At 59.0% G+C, this 23,118-nt stretch carries 21 protein-coding genes; 9 read left to right on the plus strand and 12 right to left on the minus strand.

Annotated elements, in window-relative coordinates:
- Position 1: 1 nt before the first annotated feature.
- From paaK to paaY, 3 genes are all read left to right on the plus strand, one after another.
- Positions 2 to 1,354, plus strand: a complete 1,353-nt coding sequence (paaK, locus tag ACT3IC_RS19515) for a phenylacetate--CoA ligase PaaK (protein WP_473478948.1) — start codon at positions 2 to 4, stop codon at positions 1,352 to 1,354.
- A gap of 85 nt (positions 1,355 to 1,439) precedes the next feature.
- Entirely contained in the window at positions 1,440 to 2,375 is a 936-nt protein-coding gene (gene paaX, locus ACT3IC_RS19520; protein WP_103179802.1) for a phenylacetic acid degradation operon negative regulatory protein PaaX, read from the plus strand.
- Between the two features lie 10 nt (positions 2,376 to 2,385).
- Positions 2,386 to 2,982, plus strand: a complete 597-nt coding sequence (gene paaY / locus ACT3IC_RS19525; RefSeq protein WP_156654613.1) for a phenylacetic acid degradation protein PaaY — start codon at positions 2,386 to 2,388, stop codon at positions 2,980 to 2,982.
- Between the two features lie 161 nt (positions 2,983 to 3,143).
- Here the strand turns inward: paaY and nadS are convergent, their stop codons facing one another.
- The 9 genes from nadS to ACT3IC_RS19570 form a co-directional block, all read right to left on the minus strand.
- On the minus strand, positions 3,144 to 3,428 hold the full coding sequence (nadS, locus tag ACT3IC_RS19530) for a NadS family protein (protein ID WP_103179800.1): 285 nt from the start codon (positions 3,426 to 3,428) through the stop codon (positions 3,144 to 3,146).
- A 1-nt stretch (position 3,429) separates the two neighbouring features.
- Complete coding sequence (locus ACT3IC_RS19535; RefSeq protein WP_159339399.1) at positions 3,430 to 3,762, minus strand: type II toxin-antitoxin system RelE/ParE family toxin; 333 nt, start codon at positions 3,760 to 3,762, stop codon at positions 3,430 to 3,432.
- Positions 3,763 to 4,002: 240 nt separating this feature from the next.
- Positions 4,003 to 6,201, minus strand: a complete 2,199-nt coding sequence (locus tag ACT3IC_RS19540) for a glycoside hydrolase family 2 protein (RefSeq protein ID WP_473478716.1) — start codon at positions 6,199 to 6,201, stop codon at positions 4,003 to 4,005.
- On the minus strand, positions 6,191 to 8,863 hold the full coding sequence (locus tag ACT3IC_RS19545) for a response regulator (RefSeq protein WP_473478717.1): 2,673 nt from the start codon (positions 8,861 to 8,863) through the stop codon (positions 6,191 to 6,193). The genes ACT3IC_RS19540 and ACT3IC_RS19545 overlap by 11 nt, the downstream gene beginning before the upstream one ends.
- Before the next feature lie 2 nt (positions 8,864 to 8,865).
- A complete protein-coding gene (locus ACT3IC_RS19550; protein WP_159339396.1) occupies positions 8,866 to 9,300 on the minus strand; it encodes a globin family protein in 435 nt (144 codons plus the stop codon).
- Positions 9,297 to 10,691 (minus strand): DUF3131 domain-containing protein, encoded by a 1,395-nt coding sequence (locus ACT3IC_RS19555; protein WP_103179795.1) that lies wholly within the window; start codon positions 10,689 to 10,691, stop codon positions 9,297 to 9,299. The genes ACT3IC_RS19550 and ACT3IC_RS19555 overlap by 4 nt, the downstream gene beginning before the upstream one ends.
- Positions 10,676 to 12,223, minus strand: a complete 1,548-nt coding sequence (locus ACT3IC_RS19560; protein ID WP_103179794.1) for a DUF3131 domain-containing protein — start codon at positions 12,221 to 12,223, stop codon at positions 10,676 to 10,678. Before ACT3IC_RS19560 ends, ACT3IC_RS19555 begins: the two co-directional genes overlap by 16 nt.
- Positions 12,220 to 13,551, minus strand: a complete 1,332-nt coding sequence (locus ACT3IC_RS19565) for a DUF3131 domain-containing protein (protein WP_473478720.1) — start codon at positions 13,549 to 13,551, stop codon at positions 12,220 to 12,222. Before ACT3IC_RS19565 ends, ACT3IC_RS19560 begins: the two co-directional genes overlap by 4 nt.
- Entirely contained in the window at positions 13,548 to 15,362 is a 1,815-nt protein-coding gene (locus ACT3IC_RS19570; RefSeq protein ID WP_420193830.1) for a glycosyltransferase family 2 protein, read from the minus strand. Before ACT3IC_RS19570 ends, ACT3IC_RS19565 begins: the two co-directional genes overlap by 4 nt.
- 284 nt (positions 15,363 to 15,646) lie before the next feature.
- Here ACT3IC_RS19570 and opgC point away from each other — a divergent pair, with 284 nt between their 5' ends.
- From opgC to ACT3IC_RS19595, 5 genes are all read left to right on the plus strand, one after another.
- Positions 15,647 to 16,864, plus strand: coding sequence for an OpgC domain-containing protein (gene opgC / locus ACT3IC_RS19575; protein ID WP_159339393.1), 1,218 nt, complete (start codon positions 15,647 to 15,649; stop codon positions 16,862 to 16,864).
- 10 nt (positions 16,865 to 16,874) lie between these two features.
- Positions 16,875 to 17,774 (plus strand): hypothetical protein, encoded by a 900-nt coding sequence (locus ACT3IC_RS19580; protein ID WP_473478725.1) that lies wholly within the window; start codon positions 16,875 to 16,877, stop codon positions 17,772 to 17,774.
- A gap of 71 nt (positions 17,775 to 17,845) precedes the next feature.
- Positions 17,846 to 18,991, plus strand: a complete 1,146-nt coding sequence (locus tag ACT3IC_RS19585; protein ID WP_409454952.1) for a PP2C family protein-serine/threonine phosphatase — start codon at positions 17,846 to 17,848, stop codon at positions 18,989 to 18,991.
- Entirely contained in the window at positions 18,988 to 19,326 is a 339-nt protein-coding gene (locus tag ACT3IC_RS19590) for an STAS domain-containing protein (RefSeq protein WP_103179789.1), read from the plus strand. The genes ACT3IC_RS19585 and ACT3IC_RS19590 overlap by 4 nt, the downstream gene beginning before the upstream one ends.
- Position 19,327: 1 nt before the next feature.
- Positions 19,328 to 19,747 carry an ATP-binding protein gene (locus ACT3IC_RS19595; RefSeq protein WP_103179788.1) on the plus strand — a complete coding sequence of 140 codons (420 nt, stop codon included), beginning with the start codon at positions 19,328 to 19,330 and terminating at the stop codon, positions 19,745 to 19,747.
- A 45-nt stretch (positions 19,748 to 19,792) separates the two neighbouring features.
- On the opposite strand, the gene ACT3IC_RS19600 is transcribed toward ACT3IC_RS19595, so the two are convergent.
- Both ACT3IC_RS19600 and ACT3IC_RS19605 read right to left on the minus strand, forming a co-directional pair.
- Entirely contained in the window at positions 19,793 to 20,347 is a 555-nt protein-coding gene (locus ACT3IC_RS19600; RefSeq protein ID WP_420193832.1) for a GNAT family N-acetyltransferase, read from the minus strand.
- Entirely contained in the window at positions 20,344 to 20,907 is a 564-nt protein-coding gene (locus ACT3IC_RS19605) for a helix-turn-helix domain-containing protein (protein ID WP_103179786.1), read from the minus strand. Before ACT3IC_RS19605 ends, ACT3IC_RS19600 begins: the two co-directional genes overlap by 4 nt.
- Positions 20,908 to 21,146: 239 nt before the next feature.
- On the opposite strand from ACT3IC_RS19605, the gene ACT3IC_RS19610 reads away from it, so the two are divergent.
- A complete protein-coding gene (locus tag ACT3IC_RS19610) occupies positions 21,147 to 22,400 on the plus strand; it encodes an MFS transporter (RefSeq protein ID WP_220436213.1) in 1,254 nt (417 codons plus the stop codon).
- Between the two features lie 55 nt (positions 22,401 to 22,455).
- On the opposite strand, the gene azoR is transcribed toward ACT3IC_RS19610, so the two are convergent.
- On the minus strand, positions 22,456 to 23,061 hold the full coding sequence (azoR, locus tag ACT3IC_RS19615) for an FMN-dependent NADH-azoreductase (protein ID WP_103179784.1): 606 nt from the start codon (positions 23,059 to 23,061) through the stop codon (positions 22,456 to 22,458).
- Positions 23,062 to 23,118: the final 57 nt, after the last annotated feature.

Here is a 23,118-nt window from a genome sequence, read left to right on the forward strand (position 1 = left end):
AATGATAAATACAGCGACAACCGCAACGTCAACTGCAACCACGACGGCAACGCATCTTGACCCCATCGAAACCGCCTCCCTTGATGAGCTGCAGGCCCTGCAAACCGAGCGTATGAAGTGGACGTTAGAACACGCTTATAACAACGTCCCCATGTACAAACGCAAGTTTGATGCGGCGGGCGTGCATCCTGACGATTTCAAAGAGTTAGCGGATATTCGCAAGTTCCCGTGCACCACCAAGCAGGATCTGCGTGACAACTATCCGTTTGATACCTTTGCGGTGCCGATGGAGCAGGTGGTGCGTATACACGCCTCTTCGGGCACCACCGGTAAACCGACCGTGGTCGGCTACACGCAGAACGACATTGATAACTGGGCCAACATCGTGGCCCGCTCGCTGCGCGCCGCGGGCGGCAGTGCCAGGGACAAAATTCATGTCGCCTACGGCTATGGCCTGTTCACTGGCGGGCTGGGCGCCCACTACGGCGCCGAGCGTTTAGGCGCCACGGTGATCCCGATGTCCGGCGGACAGACCGAGAAACAGGCCCAGCTGATCCGCGATTTTCAGCCAGACATGATCATGGTGACGCCTTCTTACTGCCTCAACCTGATCGAAGAGCTTGAGCGCCAGATGGGGGGCGATGCCAGCCAGTGCTCCCTGCGCGTGGGCGTTTTTGGCGCTGAGCCCTGGACCCTGGCGATGCGCCGGGAAATTGAAAAACGCCTCGGTATTACCGCTCTGGATATCTATGGGCTCTCCGAAGTGATGGGGCCGGGGGTGGCGATGGAGTGCATCGAAACCGCCGACGGACCGACCATCTGGGAAGATCACTTCTACCCGGAGATCGTCAACCCGAACGACGGCACGCCCCTGGCCGATGGCGAGCAGGGGGAACTGCTCTTCACCACCCTCACCAAAGAGGCGCTGCCGGTGATCCGCTACCGCACCCGCGACCTGACCCGCCTGCTGCCGGGCACCGCCCGCACCATGCGCCGCATGGACAGGATCAGCGGCCGCAGCGACGATATGCTGATCATCCGCGGCGTCAACGTCTTCCCGTCCCAGCTGGAAGAGGAGATCGTCAAGTTTGAGCACCTGTCGCCGCACTACCAGCTGGAGGTGAACCGTCGGGGCCATCTTGATTCACTTTCGGTGAAGGTGGAGCTGAAAGAGAGCAGCCTGTCGCTGACCCACGAACAGCGCTGCAACGTCTGCCACCAGCTGCGCCACCGCATTAAGTCGATGGTGGGGATCTCTACCGACGTGACGATCGTCAACTGCGGCAGCATTCCGCGTTCCGAAGGCAAAGCCTGCCGCGTCTTCGATCTGCGTAAGGCCGCAGCCAACTGCTAAGGCCGTCCGCGACCCTCTGCGTATTAGGGAGGGTCGCGCTTTTAGCGCTATGCTATGATTCATCCGCGAAAATAATCACAACAGAATGAATCACATGAGTAAACTCGACGCCTTTATCCAGCACGCTGTCAGCTCCGTTCCCGTCAGCGGCACCTCGCTGATCTCCTCCCTGTACGGTGATGCCCTGTCCCATCGCGGCGGCGAAGTCTGGCTGGGAAGCCTGGCGGCCCTGCTGGAAGGGATGGGATTCGGCGAGCGCTTCGTGCGTACCGCGCTGTTCCGTCTTAATAAAGAGGGCTGGCTGGATGTGGTTCGCATCGGCAGACGCAGCTTCTACCGCCTGAGCGACAAAGGATTGCGTTTAACCCGCCGGGCCGAAACCAAAATTTATCGCGCAGAGCTACCGGCCTGGGACGGCAAATGGCTGCTGCTGCTCTCTGAAGGAATGGACAAAACCACGCTGGCGGATGTGAAAAAGCAGCTGATCTGGCAGGGCTTCGGCACCCTGGCGCCGAGCCTGATGGCCTCGCCGTCGCAACAGCTGGCAGACGTACAGACCCTGTTGCATGAAGCGGGCGTGGCGGAAAACGTCATCTGCTTTGAGGCGCATTCGCCGCTGGCGCTCTCCCGCGCCGCGCTGCGCGCCCGGGTGGAGGAGTGCTGGCAGCTCAGCGAGCAGAACCTGATGTATGAAACCTTTATCGACTCGTTCCGGCCCCTGCTGCCCCTGCTGCGGGAGGCCACGCCGGAGGAGCTGACGCCGGCGCGCTGTTTCCATATCCAGCTCTTGCTGATCCATTTTTATCGCCGGGTGGTGCTTAAGGATCCGCTCCTGCCGGAAGAGTTACTCCCGTCGCACTGGGCAGGCCAGACGGCCCGCCAGCTGTGCATTAACATTTATCAGCGCGTCGCGCCGGGTGCGCTGGCGTTTGTCAGTGAGAAAGGGGAGACCTCGGTCGGCGAACTGCCGTCGCCGGGCTCCTCCTACTGGCAGCGCTTCGGCGGCCTGACGCCCGCGTAACGGAGGTTATGTGCCTGTATATCAAATTGATGGTCTGACACCGGTTGTTCCTGAGGAGAGTTATGTCCACCCGACAGCGGTCCTGATTGGCGACGTGATCCTCGGTAAGGGCGTCTACGTGGGCCCCAACGCCAGCCTGCGTGGGGATTTTGGCCGTATCGTGGTGAAAGACGGGGCCAATATTCAGGATAACTGCATCATGCATGGCTTCCCCGAGCAGGACACGGTGGTGGAAGAAGAGGGACATATCGGGCACGGCGCCATTCTGCACGGCTGCGTGATCCGCCGCAATGCGCTGGTGGGGATGAATGCGGTGATCATGGATGGCGCCGTGATCGGCGAGAACAGCATCGTCGGCGCGGCGGCATTTGTGAAAGCGAAAGCGGAAATGCCTGCCGACCATCTGATTATCGGCAGCCCGGCGAAAGCGATCCGCGTGTTGAGCGAGCAGGAGATGGCGTGGAAAAAGCAGGGCACCCGCGAGTACCAGACGCTGGTGGAGCGCTGCAAACAGACGATGCATCAGGTGGAGCCGTTACACGAGGTGGAACCGGATCGCAAGCGGCTGGTGTTTGACGAGAATCTGCGGCCGAAGTCGGCCCGCTGAGCGGCAAACCCCTTAATCCTGCGTGAGGCCATCTTTGTGTAGATTGAAGGATGTTAAGGATTAATTTAGTGGCACCCTAAAAGCCCCGGCACGCTGTCGCTGGGGCTTTGTTTCTGCGTTTTTATTTTACCTGTCGCTGTTGGCATCCCCAATACGACCTATTAATGCGCAGCCAGTTCGTAAAAGAATGCCGGGTTCGCCTTAATCGTGGCCAGCACTTTTGCTGCCAGGCCGGTGGGGTTACGTCTTCTGGATTCCCAGCTTTTGATGGTATCCACGCTGGTGCCCAGCGCTTTTGCCATTTCTGCCTGGGAGACGTTGAGCTGCTCTCTGATCGCTTTGACATCGGCAATCTCATAGCGGGTAACTCGGGAAGGGGCTTTGGTCCCGTTTTTGATGTCAACCGCCTCTTCCAGGGACGTTTTGAGTTCGTCAAAAAAATGCATTTCACACCTCGTTTTTCAGTAAGGTTGTCAGTTTTTTTAGTTCAACCTTTTCCGCATCAGTGAGATTCTCTTTGGCGCTTTTCGGATAAGCGAGCACCAGCCAGATAATCTCCCGTGTTGCCAGAAGGTAAATTACCCTGGCGCTGCTGCTTTTACCCTGGCCACCCGTGGCCATCCTGACTTTTCGCAGCCCGCCGGTATTCTGAATAACATCACCTTTGTCCGGAAAGGCAATGAGCTCTCTTTGTAACGTCAGGAGTTCATCATCAGTCGCGATCTGTTTGATTTGCCGCGTAAACAGTGACGTCTCGATAAATTTTATCGCATGGCACACGATTCTCTCTCCATGTAAGGTACCATGTACACCTTAAGGTGTACATAGTACAGATCCAGAATTATTTTGCTGCCAGGGAACGCGTGAACTGAAATGCGCGCTGGCACTGGTCGGCATTGTAAGGAGCATGGCGAGAGTGTGCTGAAACGCGTGCTGACGCTACGAGGCGTCTCGTAAAATTGCAGGGTATATCAGAAGGTAAACCCTCTCAGAGGAGAGGGTTATCAGGAAATTTATGCTTTACTTCCCGGCGGGCGACGCCTCGACAGACTCTTCACGCCGGTTTTTGCCCACCGTTTCTCGCGCGTTATTCTCAATGCGATACTCAATGGTCACTCGTTCAACGCTGGTCGGCGTGACGGTAATCTCCTTTACCCTGGTCCCCGAGTCGGGCGGTAGGGTCATGATCGTCTCGCCTTCAGCAAGCCGTTTTCCGCTCTGCTTCACCTGCCACGTCAGGCGGCATTCCTCGCAGGCTGACCAGGTATCGTTGATCGCCCAAAGGCGGACCGTCGCCTCGCGTCCCTGACGCCAGACATCTGTAACGGGTTCGATGGAGGGGAGGATCGGTTGGTAGGCGCGCTTCAGGGCGTAGTAACCCGCCTTCGGTTTGCGCAGGTAATCCACCACCCCCCAGTTAATCGAGGGCCAGGTTTCGACAAACATAAAGTGGAAGAGGGCCGTCACCGGCTGATAGCGCTGTCGGCGATAGCTCTCCGCCGCCGTCGCCACCAGCTGCGCCTGATACGCCTGGGTATTGGCAATCATCTCCTGGATAGTATTGCCCCGGGGAATATTGGCGAATTTAAAGGTCTGGAAGGGCTGGAAGTTATGGTACTTCCAGTGCGTCCAGCCGGGATCGTCCGCCGCCGTACTCTTCGGCCACATCAGGCTCTCAGGGATGAAGGTTTTCAGGGTGGAGAGCCTCGGCAGCGCCTGGGCGCCAAACTCGGTGATAATCCCGGTTTTGGCGGGCGCCAGCAGATCGCGTATCGTGCCGAAGTACCAGCCCGCCCAGTAGTGCTCCTCCACGGCGGAAAAACGGTGCACGATGCGGGAGCTATCTTCCGCGAGCGTGTCGCCCACCCGTTTCGTCAGGGACTGGTTTAAGCTTTTGTTCCAGTCCGGGAAGCGTTTTTCCATCCACGGTGAGTTCCAGGGCGGCTCGTTGTGCCCGCCCCAGACGATGATGGCCGGCGAGTTACCGAACTGCTCAACCATCTGACGGGTCTGGCGAACCGCATTATCGGCAAAGGCGACGCTGTCATCATAGCCCCACTGCAGTGGCACATCCTGCCAGATCATCAGCCCCATCTCATCCGCTACATCATAGAGCGCGCGGCCTGCCACATGCCCGTGGACGCGAATGGCGTTGGCGTTCATCGCCTCCACCAGTTCGAAATCCCGGCGGTATTTTGCCCGCGTCATGGTGCCGAGCCAGGGGGAGCCAATATAGTTACTGCCCTTGATGAACAGCCGACGGTCGTTGATGAGCCAGCCTTTATTGTCCGGCTGCTCCTCCAGCTTGCGTAATCCGGTTCGGGTGAGGGCGGTATCCATCAGCCCCTGGTCATCCCGCAGCGAGGCTCGCACCCGGTAGAGGTTCGGCTTGCCGACGCCCACCGGCCACCAGAGCCTGGCGGAGCGCATTGGTAGCGAGACGTTCAGGGTGCCGGCGGTGCTGTTGAGCGTGACCGGGAAGTCCTGCTGAAAGTCCGGGCCGCTGAAATTGTCCGGCGCGGCGGAGAGGCGCAGGGTGGCGTGCCCATCCGCCAGCGCCCGGTAGCGAATCTCGGCGCGCAAGATGGGGTTTTGCAGCCCCTCGCGCCAGTCCGGGCGCAGGATCACCTCGTCAATCGTCACGCCGCGGCTCAGGTGCAGCTTCACCGGCGCCCAGATGCCGCCGGAGTTGGCATCCTGACCGTGCTCGGACCAGGCGCCGCCGGGGCGGGTGTCGTGCTGGTTAAGCACCCCTTTGACCAGGGTTTTGTGCAGCGGCCAGATGGTTTTCGGATCTTCGAACGGGCTCTCCACCCGAACGGCGAGCCGGTTATGGCGGCGCAGGGCGTCGCTTATATCCACCGGGAAGCGCTGGAAATAGCCTTCGTGGCGGGCAAGCGCCTTGCCGTTGAGCGTCACGTCGGCGAAATAATCCACGCCGTCAAACACCAGGGTAGCCATGGTATCCGGCGCGCGCTCCGGCAGGGTAAATTCGTGACGGTACCAGAGCGCGCCCTGATGATCGTATCCGGCGCTGTACCAGTTGGCGGGCACCTGGAGCGTGCGCCAGCTGCTGTCAGGGGCGCTGGCCCCGTTAAAAGTGTTGTCGTTGGCATCATGCACGCGCCACTGCCCGGCCAGCGACCAGGTGACCGGCACAGGCGCCGCTTGCGCCAGCGGAAGCCAGACGACCAGCGGCAGAATAAGTTTAGGGATCATGATTTATCTCCTGCGCCCGGTGGTGCAGCCAGGCGGCACCGCGTCCGGCCTCGTTGAAGAGCTCGCCGCGCAGCGCCTTAAGCCCGGCCGGGTCCAGCGTTGTCGCCTGGCTCTCTAACTGCTGGAGCCGCTCTGCCAGTCCGGTAAAGCCGAGGGTGGCGGCTTCGCCGCGAAGCCGGTGCGCCGCCCGGCCCAGAGCCTCGCGGTCGTCACTGTCGATCGCCCGGGCTATTGTTGCTACCGCCTCGTCGAGCCCCTCGCCGAACAGATCCAGCAGCTCCTGTACCAGAGCGGGATCGTCCGCGCACTGTTTTAATAGCCGGGCTTCGTCCGGCAGCCCTTTATCACTCTGCGGGTTATGACTCTCCGGGCCGACGCGCGCAATCTCTTGCTGCAACGCCTCCTGGCTCACCGGCTTGGCAATATAGCCGTCGAACCCCATCGCCAGGCAGCGTTCTTTATCTCCCTGCATGGCGTGGGCGGTCATGGCGATGGCGGGCTGGTGGGCGCCCCCCCTGTCCTGCGTCTCTTCCCGCAGCAGGCGGATAGCGGTTTCGCCGTCCATCTCCGGCATTTGCAGGTCGATCAGCAGAATGTCCCAGGCGTGTTCCCGCCAGCGCTCCAGCGCCTCGCGCCCGTTATTGACCACTTCGCACCGGTGGCCGAGCCGCTCCAGCAGGCGCCGGGCGACTTTCTGGTTCACCAGATTATCCTCGGCCAGCAGAATGCGCAGCCCGGCCTGCGGCACGGCGGGCGCCGCTACGGGGGCCGGGGTCAGGACTGGGGCAGGTTCAAGCACGCTGGCAATCACCTGATGCAGCTCGCGCTGGGCAATGGGCTTATGCAGATAGTGGGCAATGCCGATGCGCTTAAGCATGTTGGCGTCAAAATGGCGGCTCATGGAGCTGAGCATAATGATATGGCTTTGTTCGGTCTGGGGCAGCACGGAGAGTTCGAGCGCCAGCGAAACGCCGTCCATATCCGGCATTTGCGCGTCCAGCAGGATCAGCGCCCAGCGCCTCTCTTCGGCTGCGCGCCGCAGCGCCTCGGCGGCGTTATTAACGCAGGTTGGCGCCAGCCCCATCTGGTGAAGCATGGTATCAAGCAGGCGCAGGTTGGTGCTGTTGTCATCCACCACCAGCACCCGTTCGCCATTGAAGCGCCCCACAGGCGCGGCGGCCTGCTGGCTCTCCAGCGGCAGGGTGAAAGCAAATTCGCTCCCCACGCCGGGCTGGCTCTCAACCGTCAGCTCCCCACCCATCAGGCTCACCAGCCGGGCCGAGATGGTCAGCCCCAGTCCGGTGCCGCCGTAACGGCGGGTGGTGGAGCTGTCGGCCTGGCTGAAGGCCTCGAAGATCGCTTTTTGCTTATCCGTCGGAATGCCGATGCCGCTGTCGCGGATGCGAAAACGCCACCGACCTTCATCGTCAGCGGGCGCTATCGCCAGCAGCACTTCACCCTGGTGGGTAAACTTAAGGGCGTTGCCCAGCAGGTTGGTAAGGATCTGGCGCAGCCGGGGACCGTCCGCTACCAGCACCTCCGGCAGCTCGGGGGCAATATCCACCAGCAGCTCAATGCCTTTTTCGCTGGCGGCGGGCATGTGGGGGCGGATCAGCGACTGAATAAAGGGGCGGATCTCCAGCGGCTCCACATCCACCGACATCTTGCCCGACTCGATGCGGGAGAAGTCGAGAATGTCATTGATAATATGCAGTAGCGACTGGGCCGAACTCATGACCAGCGAAAGATACTCCCGCTGCTCCGGGTTAAGAGGGGTGTCCAGACAGAGCTGGGTCATGCCCAGAATGCCGTTCATCGGGGTGCGAATTTCGTGGCTCATGTTGGCGAGGAAGGCGCTCTTCGCCTCGTTAGCCTCCCGGGCCACCTTCGCCGCCTCTATGGCCAGCAGTTCCGCCTCTTTACGACGGGTAATATCCTGCAGGGTGCCGATCACCCGCTCGGCCTGCTGCTGCATGTTGAGAGTCACCACCTGGCCCGAAATCAACATCCAGCGCCAGCCCCGGGCGGCGTGCTGGACGCGAATTTCGCATTCGAATACCGGCATATGCGCCTGGCGAGAGGCGATCATCGCCTGGCGCAGGGTGGCGCGATCCTCCTCGTGCACCAGGTTAAGCAAAAAGCGCAGCGGATAGAGCAACTGCGTGCGCGACTCGCCCACCATCGCCAGCAGGGTATCGTTCACCTGCAGGCTGTCGTGGGAGACCTGCCAGTCCCAGATGCCGATCTGGATCGACTCCGCGGTAAGTAAAAAATCGTCGTGCAGCTGGTGGCGCGAGCGCTGGGCCTCATCCAGCTCGGTGATGTCCGTATGCAGGCTGATAATGCCGCCGTCCGCCAGCCGCTGATGCTGGACGTAGAGCCGCCGCTGACCCGACTGCCGCACTTCGCGATGACTCGGCTGACGGCAGTTGCGGATAATCGCTTCGCGCAGGGTCTGGCGGCGGCCAGGATCGATGTTATAGCCCGCATCGATAAATTTTTCCGCCAGGCTCTCCAGGGTGGCGCCGACGGCCAGCCAGGGGGTGATGACCGGGTAAAAGCGCGTCACCGGGTCGTTCCAGGCCAGCAGGCGCTCCGCCGGATCGTAGATCATTACACCCATGGGCAGCGCGTTAAGATCGAAACAGGATCGCTCTTGCATGGTTATTGGCCTCCCGCCTGATAGTGCAGCTCCGCCTGGCGACGCAGGTACTCCAGCCCGGGCGCGATCGCCATCGCCCAGGCGGTGAGGATCTCCTCGTCGCAGAGGGGATCGCAGGCGCGAACGGTTCTGAGCATCGCTTCCCGCCAGAGGGCGAAAAACCGCGGCGGCAGGCGCAGCCCTTCATGGCTCTGCTCTCGCGCCAGCCGCTCCAGAAAGTCCGGCACGAAGAGCGCACCATCGACGGCCAGCATGGCGAAAAAGCTCTTAAAGAGCATCTGCTGGCCCTCCGCCTCCGGATGCCGGGCGAAGTGCTGCTCCGTTTCAGGAGACATATGGATAAATGTCTCCCGGAAGGCCTCAAAAAAGCGCTTTTTGTCGTTCTCCGGCAAGACGCGATTCAGGCTTGCCTCAAAGAGATCGCGATAAAACTTCATGGTGCACCCCTCGTGGCCCGTTCGCCGGGCAGACAGAGGCCGGGCGGGTTAAATTCATCCGTCGTGCGGCGGGAGAAATAGCTGTTCTCATCCGTAAGGCCGTTTTCAAACAGCGGCCCGGCGTTGTGTTTGTAATAGAGGGCTTCCAGCACCATGGCGTTGGTGGAGAGGGTCAGGGTCGGGTTGATATCGCCGGTCGCCTCAACACGTCCCTCAAACCAGCCCTGCTGCGGGTTGTTGAGATGGCGGGTGACCGCCATCAGAGCATCGGTATAGTCGTTTTCCCACAGCGCCCAGAGCAGGAAGACCGCTTTGGTAGAGACCTGCGCCAGCCGGGGGTAGTATTTGCCGTCGTCCCCCAGGGTGTTCCAGGCATAGCCGTTTCCCCAGACGGTGTCCTCAACGTGCCAGGGCGCCTGGGAGAGATAAAAATCGGCCCGCGCGGTGAGCACTTTGTCCTGCTCCCAGCGCGATTTCTGAGAGAGCCATATCCCTTCTGCCCGGGTGCGCAGCGCTTTTTGCACATCGGACGGTACGCCGGGCGGCTGCCAGCCGAACTCCACTCCCGGCAGCATCGCGGGGAGGGTGGTCAGCAGCGAGGGTTGCCAGGTGGTGCGCGGATCCCGGGCATCTACGGCGAGGCTGCGCTGAAAGAGGATCACATTACGCGAAGGGGGAGTGAACGCCTTTCCTGCCGGGAATCCCCACAGGCGAAACGCGCTGGCGGCGTACTCACTCTCACCCAGACGCAGCTCCTCGCGCAGCACCGGCTGGCCGTTCTGAACGGAGGCGGACCACAGTTCCCCCTCGTTATCCATCACCCGGCAGAAGTTCCAGCGCAGAATGATCTTATCCAGATACTCGCGATACTGGGGGGCGCGTTCGGCAGTAAGCCGCAGGGCCAGCATCAGTCGGGCCATATCCTTTGCCGACCAGCCGCTCTTTGCCGGTTTACCGGTAAAGTCGATGGGGGTCGCCGTCCGGCTGGAGTAAAGCCTGCCCGGGGTGCGGGTTTCGGTCAGGGTCAGCCGGTTAAGCGTGCCGAGCAGGCGCGTCAGGCGGGCGTCAAACTCAGGCTCCTGCACCAGCCCCAGATCCCGGGCGGCGAGCAGGGCGATGAGGGTGTCGCCCATTTGCCAGAGGGTGACCCGCGGCTGTTTGTCGCTGCCGTTCACCAGCCCGGTCTGCGGCTGGGTGTTATTTTCGAAATAGCGCCAGGCGATGCGGGCCCACGCCTGCTCCTGCGGCGTCAGGCTGTCGATGCGCGCGGTGGTGTGCCAGCCGCCCTTCGTCAGCCAGCGCCACCCTGCGCCCTCCCGGCTGAAGAGGGCGAGGGCAATAAGCAGCAGGAGGAGGGCGACCGCCAGCCAGCGGGCTACGGTTTTAAGCATTGCGCGGTCACCGGCGGCAGTTTGACAGGCTCGTCTGCACTACAGGCGGCGCACTGGCAGGCCTGGCAGGCGGGTTTCGTGCGCTGGGTGGTCCCGGTCTGTTCACACCAGCTCTTAACCGCCGGGGTGCTGCTCAGGAAGGGGCGGTTGCGCGGGGTATTATTGGGCTCGAAAAGATCCACCAGCTTTTTGTCCCAGAGCGAAGGGGCGAAATCGCGGTTTTTCGGATTGTCGGTATTAAACCGCAGCAGCTTGCCCTCTTTCTTGAACAGCAGCGCCTCCAGCATGATGCCGTTGTTATTGGCGGTGAACTCTTTAATCGGGCCGTCGCCGTTTTCGTAAAGCCCCTCGTAGTAGCCTTTGCCCTCTTCGTTGGCGTTTTCAATGGTGTCCAGCAGGCGGTCGGTGTAGGGCGAGTTCCAGAGTACCCACATCCCCAGCGCCGCCTTCAGGGATACGGCGGCGGTGTTGGGGACATACTGGCCTTTGTCGGTGATGGTGTTCCAGTTAAAGCCGTCGCTAAAGACGGTGTCATACACAAAGTAGGGCGACTTATCCAGCTGGTGCTCGGAGCGGGCGGACAGTATCCCGGTAATGGCGTAGCGGTTCTCCTGAGCCTGATAGACCCGGTCGGCAAAGTTTTTCATCCACGGATGGGAGTAGTCGCGCGGGCTGTTATTCCGGTCCAGCGGATTGTCATACCCAAACTCCATGCCGTACAGCACGTAGGATTCGGTCACCACGTAGTTATGCTGGCTGGTTTGACGCGGATCGCGCGAGTCGTAGGGCACCAGCACGCAGTAGATCTCCGCCAGCTCGTAAGGCTGCGGGCGGCTGGCCTGACAGGTGCTAAACCCCCAGAGCTGGAAACCTGCCGCGCCATACTCTTCATAGCCCAGCCGTCCTTCCTGCACATATTTCGGCTGGCCGTTCTCCAGGTAGGCGCCGTACATCATGCCGCAAGGATCGATAACGTGGCTGAAGTCCCACCCCAGCACCACGTTATCGATGCTGTTGGCATACTCCGGGTAACGCTCTTTGATCACTTTTAGCCAGATCAGCATCCTGCCGATATCCAGCGCCGAGAAGCCAATCTCCCCCGGTTTATTCTGGTAGTTCACCTTCTGGCCGGTAATGGTGTTGTAGGCCTTGTTGGGCAGCTCGTTGCGGAAAAGATCCAGCTTGTTCAGGGTGGCGAGCAATTTCAGCATCCGGCGGTCAAACTCGGCTTTATCAATGATCCCCAGCTCCCGCGCCGCCGTCATGGCGGCCATATAGGAGGCGCTGTCCCACATAGTGGTGGAGGGGTATTTATTTACCGCATTGACCAGCCCGGTGGTGGGCTGGAAGTTGGCGACAAAATATTGCCAGGCGTTTTTGGCGATAGCCATCTCCCTGGGAGTTAGCTCGCCGCTGCGCGGTTCGTACTCCGAGGCCGGCAGCCCGCTGGCGGCCTGTGCAGCGGAAAGCGTGAGCCAGCACGCCATAAGCCCGGCCAGAAGAGGAAAAAAGAGGAGAAATTTCAGCTTCATGGCGTAGCTCCTGCTGAAGAAGTAGGGGAAGTCGTCAGACTCAGACAGGCCAGACAGAGCATCTGGCCGTGGGCAATATAGGCCAGGCTTTCGAGCACGATGGCGTTGGTATCAGCGTCAATCACGTCATTCACGCTGCTGTTCAGGTTAAGTCCGCGCTGCCACCCCTTGCCGGGCACCTGCAGCGTCTGAACCTGCTGGCGCAGCGCTTCGCTCCAGCCGTTGCGGAACAGGGCGTACCAGGCGAAGGCGGAGCGGGTGGAGGTGATCGCGGTCTGTTCCGGGGTGGCATCGCGCAGGGCGCTGGTTTGCAGCGGCTGGCGATCGGGCAGATCGTTTACGTAGTCCGGCGCGGGCTCAGCGTAGTCGGTGCTGATGGGCGGCTTGCTCACGCGCAGCCCGTGACGGCGCTGCTGGATCTGCATAATGCGCCAGGCGATCTCCGCGCTCTGGGCGTCGAAGCCCAGCTCAAGGCCGGTTAACAGGTAGGGGAGGCTGATAAGCGATGGCTGTCGGCCCCAGGGGGTACGTAGCCCCTCGTCGGGCACCATAATGCCGTCGATATCGATCATCTGCTGCCCCTCCGGCGGGTTGGTCACCGCCAGCCCCGCCGCGCTGTCGATCAGCCGAAGCGTATGGCTGGCATACAGACGATAACCGAAGCTGTTTCTGGGCTCGTCCGCCGCCAGTGCCCAGTGGTGGAGCGGCGCTGCGGCCTGGGTCGCGGGATTACTGGCGATCAGGGCTCCGACCTTCCACTGGTTAAAGAGGTCGCGCACGGCGGCGGCGTGCTGGGGATAGCGCCACAGCAGGGTTTGCAGGGCATTGAGCAGGCGGCCCATGCCGATAGCGGAGGAGTCTGGCTTGCCCAGCATTTGCAGCGTGTCCGCATGATAATAAGCGGCGGGTAGCCCTTCGGGATTTAGCGGGAGCTGCCCCAGCGTAAACAGCGCCGCGGTGATGCGTTCATCAAACTCGCCGGTGGTCAGGATATTGAGCTGTTTTGCCGCCGCCAAGGCAAAAAGATAGCTGCCGATGCTCCACAGGCTGAACCAGGGCTCGCCATCGTGGGCGTTGGCCAGGCCGTTCGGCTGGGTATTGTTGACATAATATTGCCAGGCTACCCGGGCCCAGATCGCCTCATCGAAGGTGAGTTCACGCGTGGCGGGCAGGGGTGGGAAATCTTTACTCAGGGTCATGCCCGCGCTGCTCTCCACGCGCGAAGGCATCTGTTTCTCCACCCAGACGACGATGGCGAAGCCCAGCAGGAAACCGATCAGAATAGTGAGGTAGCTGCGGGCCGACAGCAGCGCATCGCGTTTTCTCATTGGCTCGCCTCCTCTTCGGCCGGGGTCCAGACGGCGGCCAGAATCAGCGGCAGCATGGCGGCAATATTCACCGCACCCCAGAAAATATTGATGACGTAGCCGGAAGGGTCGTCAACCTGGCCGCGGGCTACCTGTATTCCGCCCCAGATGAGGCCCGCCAGGGTGAGCACGACGATAGCGATCTGCGGCTTCACCAGGTAGAGAAAACGCCCCGTCTGCCGCTCTTTGGGGGTGACGTGAAATTTTATCTGCTCGCCGCGCAGCACCGTATCGAGCGCCCGCAGATTCATGGAGAAAAACGAGAGATACGATGCCCTGCCATCCCAGGCTGATATGCCCCAGGTGCCGAACATAAACGCCAGCTCGGAGACGATGAAAAAGGGCAAAAAGTGGAGATAAAAGGGCTCAGACCAGGCCGACACCGGGGGAATACCGGTAAAGAGATAGATAATCGGCGAGATCAGGAAAATGGTATTCCATACGCAGGCCATGTAGGACCAGAAGGTGGTGGCATACATCAGCGTTTGCGGCAGGGAGAGCTTAAAGCGGCGGCGGCTGAAGATATTGTCGTGAAACAGAATATCCAGCGAGCCGGCGGCATATTTAAAACGCTGGATCATCCAGGTCAGCATATCCTGCGGGGAGAGCATCTTGGATTCAATGCGCGGGTGCATGACCGAGCGCCAGCGGCGCGCGGCATCGCCGTGCAGCAGGATAGAGGTGTAAATATCCTCGGAAACGTGGAATTTATATGGGGTCAGCTCTGTATCGAAGGCTACATGAGGACGCATGGCCTCCTGCAGGGTTTCGCGCATCGCCGGATCGCGTATGTCCCGGGTATGGCGGTCGATCTCCTCTTCGACGGTCCAGACGTAGCTGCGCAGCGCCGCCTGCATCACCGCCTCGCGTCGATGTACCGAGGCCGCGCCGCAGCAGAAGGCGGCATTAGCCCAGTTGCGGCGGCGTAAAATCACGTCGTAGAACATGCGCGGATCGTTGAAAAAGGGATCCCGGCCAAGGGTCACCGGGCCGATAAATTTTTGGGCGAGCCAGCCCAGGCCGTATCCCGCTTTACCCGCCCTGCGCCCGAGCCAGTGCGCCAGATTCTCCCCTTCCGGCAGGTCAAAGAACCACTGGGGCGTCTGCACCCAGGCGACGTCCGGATCGCGGAAATAACCCAGCGTATGGCTGAGCAGCGTGGGGAAAACGCGGGTATCGGCGTCGCAGATGATCAGGAAATCGCCGTCGGTCTGCTCAAGTCCGTTACGCAGGTTGCCCGCCTTAAAGCCGATATTGGTCTGGCGGGTAATGTAGTTAGCGCCTTCCTCTTCGCATACGGCTTTCATCTCCGGACGCCGGCCATCATCCAGCACATGTACCTTGTAATCCAGCGGTACAGGGTAGGCCATTTTCATGGCGTCGCGGATGGAGAGCCGCACCAGCTCCACATCTTCGGAGTAGGTGGCGATAAAGAGATCGACCTTTATCGGCCTGGTCTCCTCGGCATCTTCCGGCCGCAGGCAGTCGTTGATCTCAGACGGCGGGGGCGTTTGCGGCGGATCCTCTTCCTTCCACAAGTTAATGGTGAACAGCACCGTGCCGATCCAGGCCAGGGTTTCCGCCAGCACCAGCGGAATGGCGTACCAGAGCGCGTCGGTATTTAATGAGGCCGTCCAGCGCCAGTAAATATAGTTGGCACCAAGAATAAGTGCGGCCACCGCTAATACCTGCCAGGTCATCATGACCCAGCGCGGCGTTTTAAGCGGTTCAGGCGGACGACGATGTTCAAAACGGGAAAAATAAAAATCCATAGCGAAGGATATCCTGATTCCACGATGACAATAAATTAAAAGCCTGTTACCGACAGGGAGAACGCCACGGGAATAACGCTCACAAAAACATAATTTAAGGTAAGTGTAGAACGCGGATAAAAATATTCCAGCAGGTTAAATTGCAACAGTTTAGGGGCGCTTAAATAAAAGTTAATTATTAATAAGGTTTTACCCTGTGTACCGCAATAATTGCCAGATGAAGGCATTTACGCTATCTAAATTATTAGCACGATGCTTTTTCAGGATCATTAACAGGACTCCCTATGAGCCAGATTGCGCCTGCAATACCGCAAGAAGAAAACATAAAATCAAGAACATGGCGTTATTCTCTTGCCGGGAATCGCGATCTGCGTATTGATTTTATGCGCGGAATTGCGCTGGTAATGATGGTGGTGGCGCATACAGAAGTGATGTCGATATTTAATATATTTACCTGGGAGCGTTTTGGTCTGACGACCGGTGCGGAAGGATTTGTCATTCTTTCCGGATTTATGCTGGGGATGTTAAATCGTGCCAGATTACAAAAAGCTGTCTTGCTCACTATTTCCTGGGGGCTTTACCTCAGAGCGTGGAAAATATATCGGGTAAATATTATTATCATTTTATCTTTTCTGTTGCTGGGGTATTTGCCTTTTATAAACGTTTTTGAAGTGACCCATTTTACCGACCGTTTTTCGGGCACCACCTGGTCCCTTTATCCGGTGACGCCGCAGATAAAAGAGACCTGGTTTAACATTGTTCTCTATCTGCAAATTGGCCCTCACCAGACGCAAATTTTAGGGCTCTATATCTTTCTCCTGCTGTTAAGCCCCCTGTTTTTAGGTATGTTGCAAAGGGATAAGGTGTACTGGCTACTGGGCCTTTCGCTGCTGGTTTACTGCTGCTGGCAGCGATGGCCGGTACGGATAACCCCGTCGCAGTTTGAGTTCGCCTTTCCGCTGCTGGCGTGGCAGTTTATTTTTGTGCTGGGGATGAGTTGCGGCTGGTATAAAGAGGAGTTGCTCTCTTTCGCTCGCACCCCCGCCGGCAAAGTGGTGGTCGCGGCGCTGGTGGTGGTTGCGCTGGTCCTCGGCTTTGTCGCCCAGAATCATACCAACCCCTTTATGCCGCCCGCGCTCCTGATGCATACCCTCCCCGCGGCGGACTTTAACGCTTTTTACCATACCTGGGCGGCAAAAAACGGTCTGGGCCCGGTGAGGGTGCTGAACGATATCTGCCTGATGGTGACGGTCTATCTCCTCCTGACCTGGTGCTGGCAACCTCTTTACCGGCTGGCGGGCTGGTTTCTTATCCCGCTCGGCCAGCGCTCGCTTTATACCTTTATTTTGCACGTCTACGTCGTGCTCGCGGTAAGCCAGTTTGTGACCTTCGATCTGTGGCGTCAGGAGTGGATAGTGAACACCGTTGTACATGCAGCGGCGCTTGGTGTGCTGTGGCTACTGGCGAAATATAACGTCGCCGCACGCTGGATACCTAACTAAGGAAGGGGAGATGCGGGAGAGATATTTGCTGGCCTGCGCACTCTTGTGCATTGCCACCGGCGCAGAGGCGGCGCCGAAGGAGGATGCCGGGACACTGCGCGACAACAACGGCGAGCCGGTGCAGGCGGGGGTATTTACCAGCCGCTGGGGGCGGCTTTTCTCTGGCAATGAGGATGTTTTTTCCGGCGCGCTGAGCTTTAGCTCGGGCCTGAAAGAGCAGTGGATGACTATCCTCAACAGCTCAGACAGCGCGGAGCAGAAGCGAAAATATAACCAGACGCTGAACCTGAGCCTGCAATATTCCCCCTACAGCTACTGGTTTGCCAACGTCACGTCGCGTCTACCGGTCACCGACACCAGCCGCTACACCGCTGACTTCCGCTACAGCTTTGGCTACGACGACTGGCACGCGAATACCCTTAGCCTGGTGTACAGCAACTACGGGGATAACCGCTTCTGGACCTCGGGCAGCGGTCGTCACACTTACTTCGAGCAGGGGGCGGTAACCCTGGCCTACAAATTCTCGCTGCCGAAACCGGTGGAGAATACGCTGTTGATCAACAAAGGAGACGCCATTATCTGCCAGGTGGGCTACAGCTGGGTGCCGCGCTACTACGATCTGGAGAGCAACGATATCCGCAAAAACAAAAACGTGATGCTGGGCGGATGCGGTTACACCTTCAAACAACATTTCTTTGTGCGCGCCACGGCGTTCTGGTTCCCGGACAGCAGCCAGCAGCAGCCCTGGAACGGCGATTACAGCTACAGCTTCGGCTATGCGGGCTATACGCCAGGCTCATTCTCCGTTCAGTATGCCAACTATTCCGGCACCCGTTATCCCGGCCACCAGAGCGGCAACGGAAAGTTTCGTGAAGGAACGGTTAGCCTTATCTGGTTCTTACCGCTTTAGGGGGCGAGAGAGTGACGCAGCATGTACTGATTGTGGAAGATTCACGGCTCTATCGGCGGCTGTTGAGCGGGATGCTGGCGCAGTGGGGCTATAAGGTCAGCGAGGCGGAAAACGGCCTCGCCGCGCTGCAGATCCTCGAAAGCCAGCCGGTCAGCCTGGTCATCAGCGACTGGGAAATGCCGGAGATGGACGGCCTGACGCTGTGCCGGGAGATCCGCAGCCGCCAGATTGGTCACTATATCTATGTCATTCTGCTTACCGCCCGTGAAAATCCAGACGATCTGACGCTGGGTTTTGACGCCGGCGCGGATGACTTTCTCAGCAAGCCCGTCGAGCAGAGCGAACTGCGGGCGCGGCTGCATGCGGGGGCGCGTATTCTCTCCCTGGAGGCGACCCTCGCCGCCCGCAACGCCCGCCTTAGTGAGGCCCTACGCCAGATTGAACAAGATCTCGAGGTGGCGGCGCGTATCCAGCAGTCGGTGCTGCCCGCGCACCAGCAGCGCTACCGGGACTACTTTTCCGACTGGCTCTTTCTGCCCTCGGCCTGGGTTTCCGGGGATATCTTTAACGTCTTCCCGCTGGATAACCATCTGGGCTTTTACTGCGTGGACGTCTCCGGCCACGGCGTGGGGGCGGCAATGATGTCCCTTGCGGTGGCCCGCCAGTTTTTGCACGGCAGGGCGGTAGAGCGCTTTCTCTTTACTGCCGACGACGAGGTGGCGTCCCCCGCCGAGGTGGTGCGCATCCTCAACGGCCGTTTTTGCAGCGATGAGGTAGAGATAGTCAGCTATTTCACCATGATTTACGGCGTCATCGATCTTGACACCGGCGAGGGGAAACTGTGCCAGGCCGGTCACCCGACCCCCTTTATCGTCAGCCCGGACGGTGAGGTCAGAGCCGTTGGCAGCGGCGGAGCACCGGTGGGACTGATGCCGGATCTCAGCTGGACGGATGTCGACTTCACGCTGGCGGCTGGCGAGCGGCTCTGCCTGTTCAGCGACGGCATTACCGAATGTGAAAACCTCGCCGGGGAACAGTTTGGCCCGCAGCGGCTGCAGGAGGCGCTGCGGCACGGGGCCGCCCTCGGACTGAACGATCTCCTGGCGCAGTTTGCCCGGCACCTTATTCACTGGCGCAGCGGGGAAAACCAGGAGCAGCCAACGATGGCCGATGATGTTTCACTCTTAGTGATTGAGCGTAAAGGAGAAGAGCAATGAATATTGATACAGAGCGGCAGCCCGATGTGAACATTATGACCCCGGCGGTGCGTCGGCTGGATGCCTCGGTGGCGGGGGCGTTTAAGGAGGCGATTACCCGCGAGATCGGTGAAGATCGCAAAGCCCTGATCGTCGACTTCAGCAAAATCGATTTTATCGACAGTAGCGGTCTGGGAACCCTGGTTTCCCTGCTGAAAATGATGAACGGTAAAGGCGATATGGTGCTCTGCGCGCTGAACCCCGGCATCCGCAACATGTTTAGCCTGACCCGGATGGATCGCATTTTCCGCATCTGCCCGGACCGCGCCGCAGCGCTGGCGCAGCTGAATCAATAATATGGCCGTGGCTCACGAGATTGCGCTTCCGGCCGCGTTAAGCTCGCTCTCGCCGCTGGCGGAGTGGCTGGCGCAGCAGATGGCCTCGCTGCCCGTGGACGAAACCTGGCGCTTTGCGCTGGATCTCGCCGCCTGCGAGACGGCGACCAATATCATCCGCTATGCGCTGCACGAAGATCAACGCCAGCTTTTTAACGTGACGTTTATCGCCGCCGACGCTGGCGTGACCCTGCGCTTTACCGATGCAGGGACGCCTTTTCCCGCTGAACGCCTGGCTGCGGCGCGTGATGAGGCGTTTGATGACGACACGCTGCTCGCAGAAAGTGGCCGGGGGCTCAGACTGATCCTGCTGTCGGTAGACAGTTTTGACCTCGAACGCCGGGACGGAAAGAATATTGCGGTGCTGGAAAAAGGGTGGTGAGGGCTGAAAAGCAAAACCTCCCACCGGGCGGTGAGAGGGGCAAACTTACGCGATCGCCGGGCTGGCGATAGCGGCTTTGGCGTTTTCGTTAACTTTGTACATGTATGTGGTCGAATCCAGGGTGTTTTCAACCGACTGCGCATAAAACGGAATCGACCCCGCGGTCTGCCAGCCAAGCGAGCGGTAGAGGTCGCTGGCCACGTCACCACTGCGTGTATCCAGCACCAGCAAAACGAGTCCCTTTTCCCAGGCCAACTGTTCTGCCTGCATCATCAGCGCGCTTGCAATTCCCTGGCGACGTGCTTGAGGGTGAACCAGCAGCTTGGTAATTTCTGCCCGGTGGCGGCCATTAGGCGTGGCGCAATAGTTAACCATGACGGTACCGGCTGCCGTGCCGTTATCCAGGGCGATGAAAAGATCGCAATCGCGGCGCGCAAGGCTATCTATGTTTTCCTGCCAGAAACGATCGATGGCAGGACGGTCGGTGGGATCGATAAAACCGACACTCGCGCCATCTTTTACGCACGCCTGCAAAACATCACCTAATTCTGAGAAGCGTTGACGTGCCTCGTCAGCAGTAAGACGTTTATATTCAATCATGATTTACATACCACCAGAATATAGTGGGCGCCGAGAGTTTCATGTGCCCTGAATGATGAGGTTCCCGATAAATGAAAACGTAAACTGTCACCTTTTTTCAGATGCCATGTTTCCGCATTCATGGTAATAATCAACTCCCCTGCATGTAACCAGATATATTGCTCCAGCCCCTGAACCGGCGGCTGAAGATATTCAATATAAGCACCCGGACGTAATTTCCCGTCAATCATTTCGCAGCGGAAGGCGTTAGACGGCGGTATTAACAGGCGTCGCTCAAACCCGCTGAGCTCATCATGCCACAGGCTCTGCTCCCCGGCCCGGAACAGGTTATCGGCGACCTGCTCAACCTCGCTGATCAGCCGGGACATGGTCATACCGTATACGCTACAGAGCTGGTTGAGCACTTCCGCGGTGGGGCTGACTTCACCCCGTTCAATGCGTGACAGTGAGGCTCTGCTTATCCCCGACGCCGCAGAGAGGTCCTCCAGCGAACGGTTATGCTGTAGGCGTAGCGCGGCCAGACGTGCCGCCAGCTTTTCCCTGTAGTCCTGATTGTTCATACTGGCTTCCCGTATGTGAGACAAAATTCTCTAATGAGAGATAATACTTCACGCTGAACGCGAGTCAAGCACCACTGAAAAAATCCTGCAAAAGAAAAATTCACAATTTCAAGATCAAAAAACCTATTAAATTTTTGTTAAATTTTTTATTGCGCCTGCGGGTAATTGAATTTATTACTAGTTAGCCAGCTATATTTCGTGGCCAACAGAACAATTAAAAATAACCAACAGGACAACCTATGACAACCAAACCCGCCGCTGAAATCTGCGCGGCACCGGGGCTTTTTCAGACGCTAAAAACATTTCCTGCAACCGTACACGCGCTGCTCTTTTTTACCTTCGTTATACGGTTTAGCTATTTTATGGCATGGCCCTTTATCGCCGTCATCATGACCCAGAATTACCATATGTCTCCCATCGCCATTGGCGTGGCGATGACCAGCAGCGCCCTGATCTCGGTGGTGCTCGGCATGTACGGCGGGCAGATTTCGGACCGCATGGGGCGGCGGGTGATCCTTCTGTTGGGGTGCGGGTTCTCCGCCGTGGGCTATATCACGCTGGCGCAGGCGAGCGGGATGGGGCTGTTTATCACCGGCCTGATGATCATCGGGGTCTGTTTTGCCTGGGTCGATCCCCCGGTGCGCGCGCTGATGAGCGATCTGCTGGGCGATCGCCGTCGCCGAGCGCTGGCCCTGCAAATGCGCTACTACCTGATCAACGTCGCGGCGGTGTTTGGCCCGCTGGTGGGTCTGGTCTTTGGCCTGACATCCCAGAAGGGGACATTCCTGATCACGGGCTTAACCTATCTGCCATTTTTCGTCTATGTACTGCTGTTTATCCCGGCAGGGAAACTGGTGGGCGAGCCGCAGTCCGGCAGCGCGCCGGCCATCAGGCTGCATCAGATGATGGGGATTATCGCCAAAGACCGAATTTATGTTGCGGCGCTGCTGTGTAGCATCTTGTGCAGTATCGTTTTTATCCATTATGAAGCCGTCCTGCCGCAGTATCTGATGTTACTGGATGGCAACGGGGCGGTGAAGCTCATCACCCTGATCCTGGTCACCAATGCCTGCACCGTGCTGGTGTTTCAGAGCTTGATTGTGCGGTTTATGGCGCAGATTAACCTGCCGAAACGGATACTTCTGGGCGGTGCCATTTTCGCCTTATCGCAGCTCTGCTTTTTTGCCACCCGTTCAACGGAGGTGTGGATCTGGCTGACCTTTACCGCCGTCTTCAGTATGGGGGAGGCGATTCTGATGCCAAACCTGAATATTTTGCTCGATCAGCTCGCGCCGGCGGAGCACCGGGGTGCCTATCTGGGGGCCTCAACGTTATCGACGCTGGGGGTTGCGGTCGGGCCGTTAATCGGCGGGGTGATGCTCGCCATGACCGGGGCGGGGGTCTTTATCTGCACGGCCTTGCTCAGCCTGCTGCTGTGCGCGATTATTTATCTCAGCCGGGCACGGATGCTGGCTCGTTTGCAGGAGACATAAAAGCGCCGGGGAGTGATGCATGCACCACTCCCCGGCGAGATTTCAGCGTTGGATCTTACGCCGCGACCAGGCTGTCGATAGCCGCTTTCGCGTCGTTCTGCGCTTTGGCCGCCACTTCCGGACCGTAAGCGATACCTTCAGCAAAGACGAAGTTCACGTCGGTGATGCCGATGAAGCCCAGGAACAGGGTCAGATACGGCGCTACCAGGTCAGTTGGGGTATCTTTGTGAATACCGCCACGGCTTGAAAGCACAATCGCACGTTTACCGGTAACCAGACCTTCTGGTCCTTTCTCGGTGTAGCGGAAGGTGACGCCCGCACGCGCTACCAGGTCGAAGTAGTTCTTCAGCTGGGTCGGGATGTTGAAGTTATACATCGGCGCGTTAATCACGATCACGTCGTGGGCTTTCAGCTCGGCAATCAGCTCATCGGAGAGCGCCAGCGCTTCCTGCTGACGTGGCGTCAGTGGCGCATCGCTCGGACGCAGGGCACCCACCAGCTCACCATCCAGTACCGGAACAGGCTGAGCGGCCAGATCGCGGACGGTGATTTCGTCACCGCTGTGCTGTTCACGCCACTGTTCAACGAAATAATCAGACAGCTGACCAGACTGAGAGTACCCTGCCAGAATACTGGATTTAAGAACTAATACTTTGCTCATGGGTGATTCCTTTGTTGTATTTGATGAGGGGGTTGCCCCGTTGCTTGCTGACACTCT

The organism is Leclercia sp. GHBNCSD, from assembly GCF_055805075.1.

What these genes read in the sequence shown, in the direction of transcription:
- ACT3IC_RS19590 (WP_103179789.1), top strand. Translation starts at nt 18,988, where the DNA reads ATGAATATTGATACAGAGCGGCAGCCCGATGTGAACATTATGACCCCG.
- opgC (WP_159339393.1), top strand. Translation starts at nt 15,647, where the DNA reads ATGAGCCAGATTGCGCCTGCAATACCGCAAGAAGAAAACATAAAATCA.
- ACT3IC_RS19585 (WP_409454952.1), top strand. Translation starts at nt 17,846, where the DNA reads ATGCTGGCGCAGTGGGGCTATAAGGTCAGCGAGGCGGAAAACGGCCTC.
- ACT3IC_RS19540 (WP_473478716.1), bottom strand. Translation starts at nt 6,201, where the DNA reads ATGATCCCTAAACTTATTCTGCCGCTGGTCGTCTGGCTTCCGCTGGCG.
- ACT3IC_RS19565 (WP_473478720.1), bottom strand. Translation starts at nt 13,551, where the DNA reads ATGAGAAAACGCGATGCGCTGCTGTCGGCCCGCAGCTACCTCACTATT.
- paaX (WP_103179802.1), top strand. Translation starts at nt 1,440, where the DNA reads ATGAATCACATGAGTAAACTCGACGCCTTTATCCAGCACGCTGTCAGC.
- ACT3IC_RS19555 (WP_103179795.1), bottom strand. Translation starts at nt 10,691, where the DNA reads ATGCTTAAAACCGTAGCCCGCTGGCTGGCGGTCGCCCTCCTCCTGCTG.
- ACT3IC_RS19595 (WP_103179788.1), top strand. Translation starts at nt 19,328, where the DNA reads ATGGCCGTGGCTCACGAGATTGCGCTTCCGGCCGCGTTAAGCTCGCTC.
- ACT3IC_RS19560 (WP_103179794.1), bottom strand. Translation starts at nt 12,223, where the DNA reads ATGAAGCTGAAATTTCTCCTCTTTTTTCCTCTTCTGGCCGGGCTTATG.
- ACT3IC_RS19610 (WP_220436213.1), top strand. Translation starts at nt 21,147, where the DNA reads ATGACAACCAAACCCGCCGCTGAAATCTGCGCGGCACCGGGGCTTTTT.
- ACT3IC_RS19605 (WP_103179786.1), bottom strand. Translation starts at nt 20,907, where the DNA reads ATGAACAATCAGGACTACAGGGAAAAGCTGGCGGCACGTCTGGCCGCG.
- azoR (WP_103179784.1), bottom strand. Translation starts at nt 23,061, where the DNA reads ATGAGCAAAGTATTAGTTCTTAAATCCAGTATTCTGGCAGGGTACTCT.
- ACT3IC_RS19600 (WP_420193832.1), bottom strand. Translation starts at nt 20,347, where the DNA reads ATGATTGAATATAAACGTCTTACTGCTGACGAGGCACGTCAACGCTTC.
- ACT3IC_RS19550 (WP_159339396.1), bottom strand. Translation starts at nt 9,300, where the DNA reads ATGAAGTTTTATCGCGATCTCTTTGAGGCAAGCCTGAATCGCGTCTTG.
- ACT3IC_RS19545 (WP_473478717.1), bottom strand. Translation starts at nt 8,863, where the DNA reads ATGCAAGAGCGATCCTGTTTCGATCTTAACGCGCTGCCCATGGGTGTA.
- paaK (WP_473478948.1), top strand. Translation starts at nt 2, where the DNA reads ATGATAAATACAGCGACAACCGCAACGTCAACTGCAACCACGACGGCA.
- ACT3IC_RS19570 (WP_420193830.1), bottom strand. Translation starts at nt 15,362, where the DNA reads ATGGATTTTTATTTTTCCCGTTTTGAACATCGTCGTCCGCCTGAACCG.
- nadS (WP_103179800.1), bottom strand. Translation starts at nt 3,428, where the DNA reads ATGCATTTTTTTGACGAACTCAAAACGTCCCTGGAAGAGGCGGTTGAC.
- ACT3IC_RS19580 (WP_473478725.1), top strand. Translation starts at nt 16,875, where the DNA reads ATGCGGGAGAGATATTTGCTGGCCTGCGCACTCTTGTGCATTGCCACC.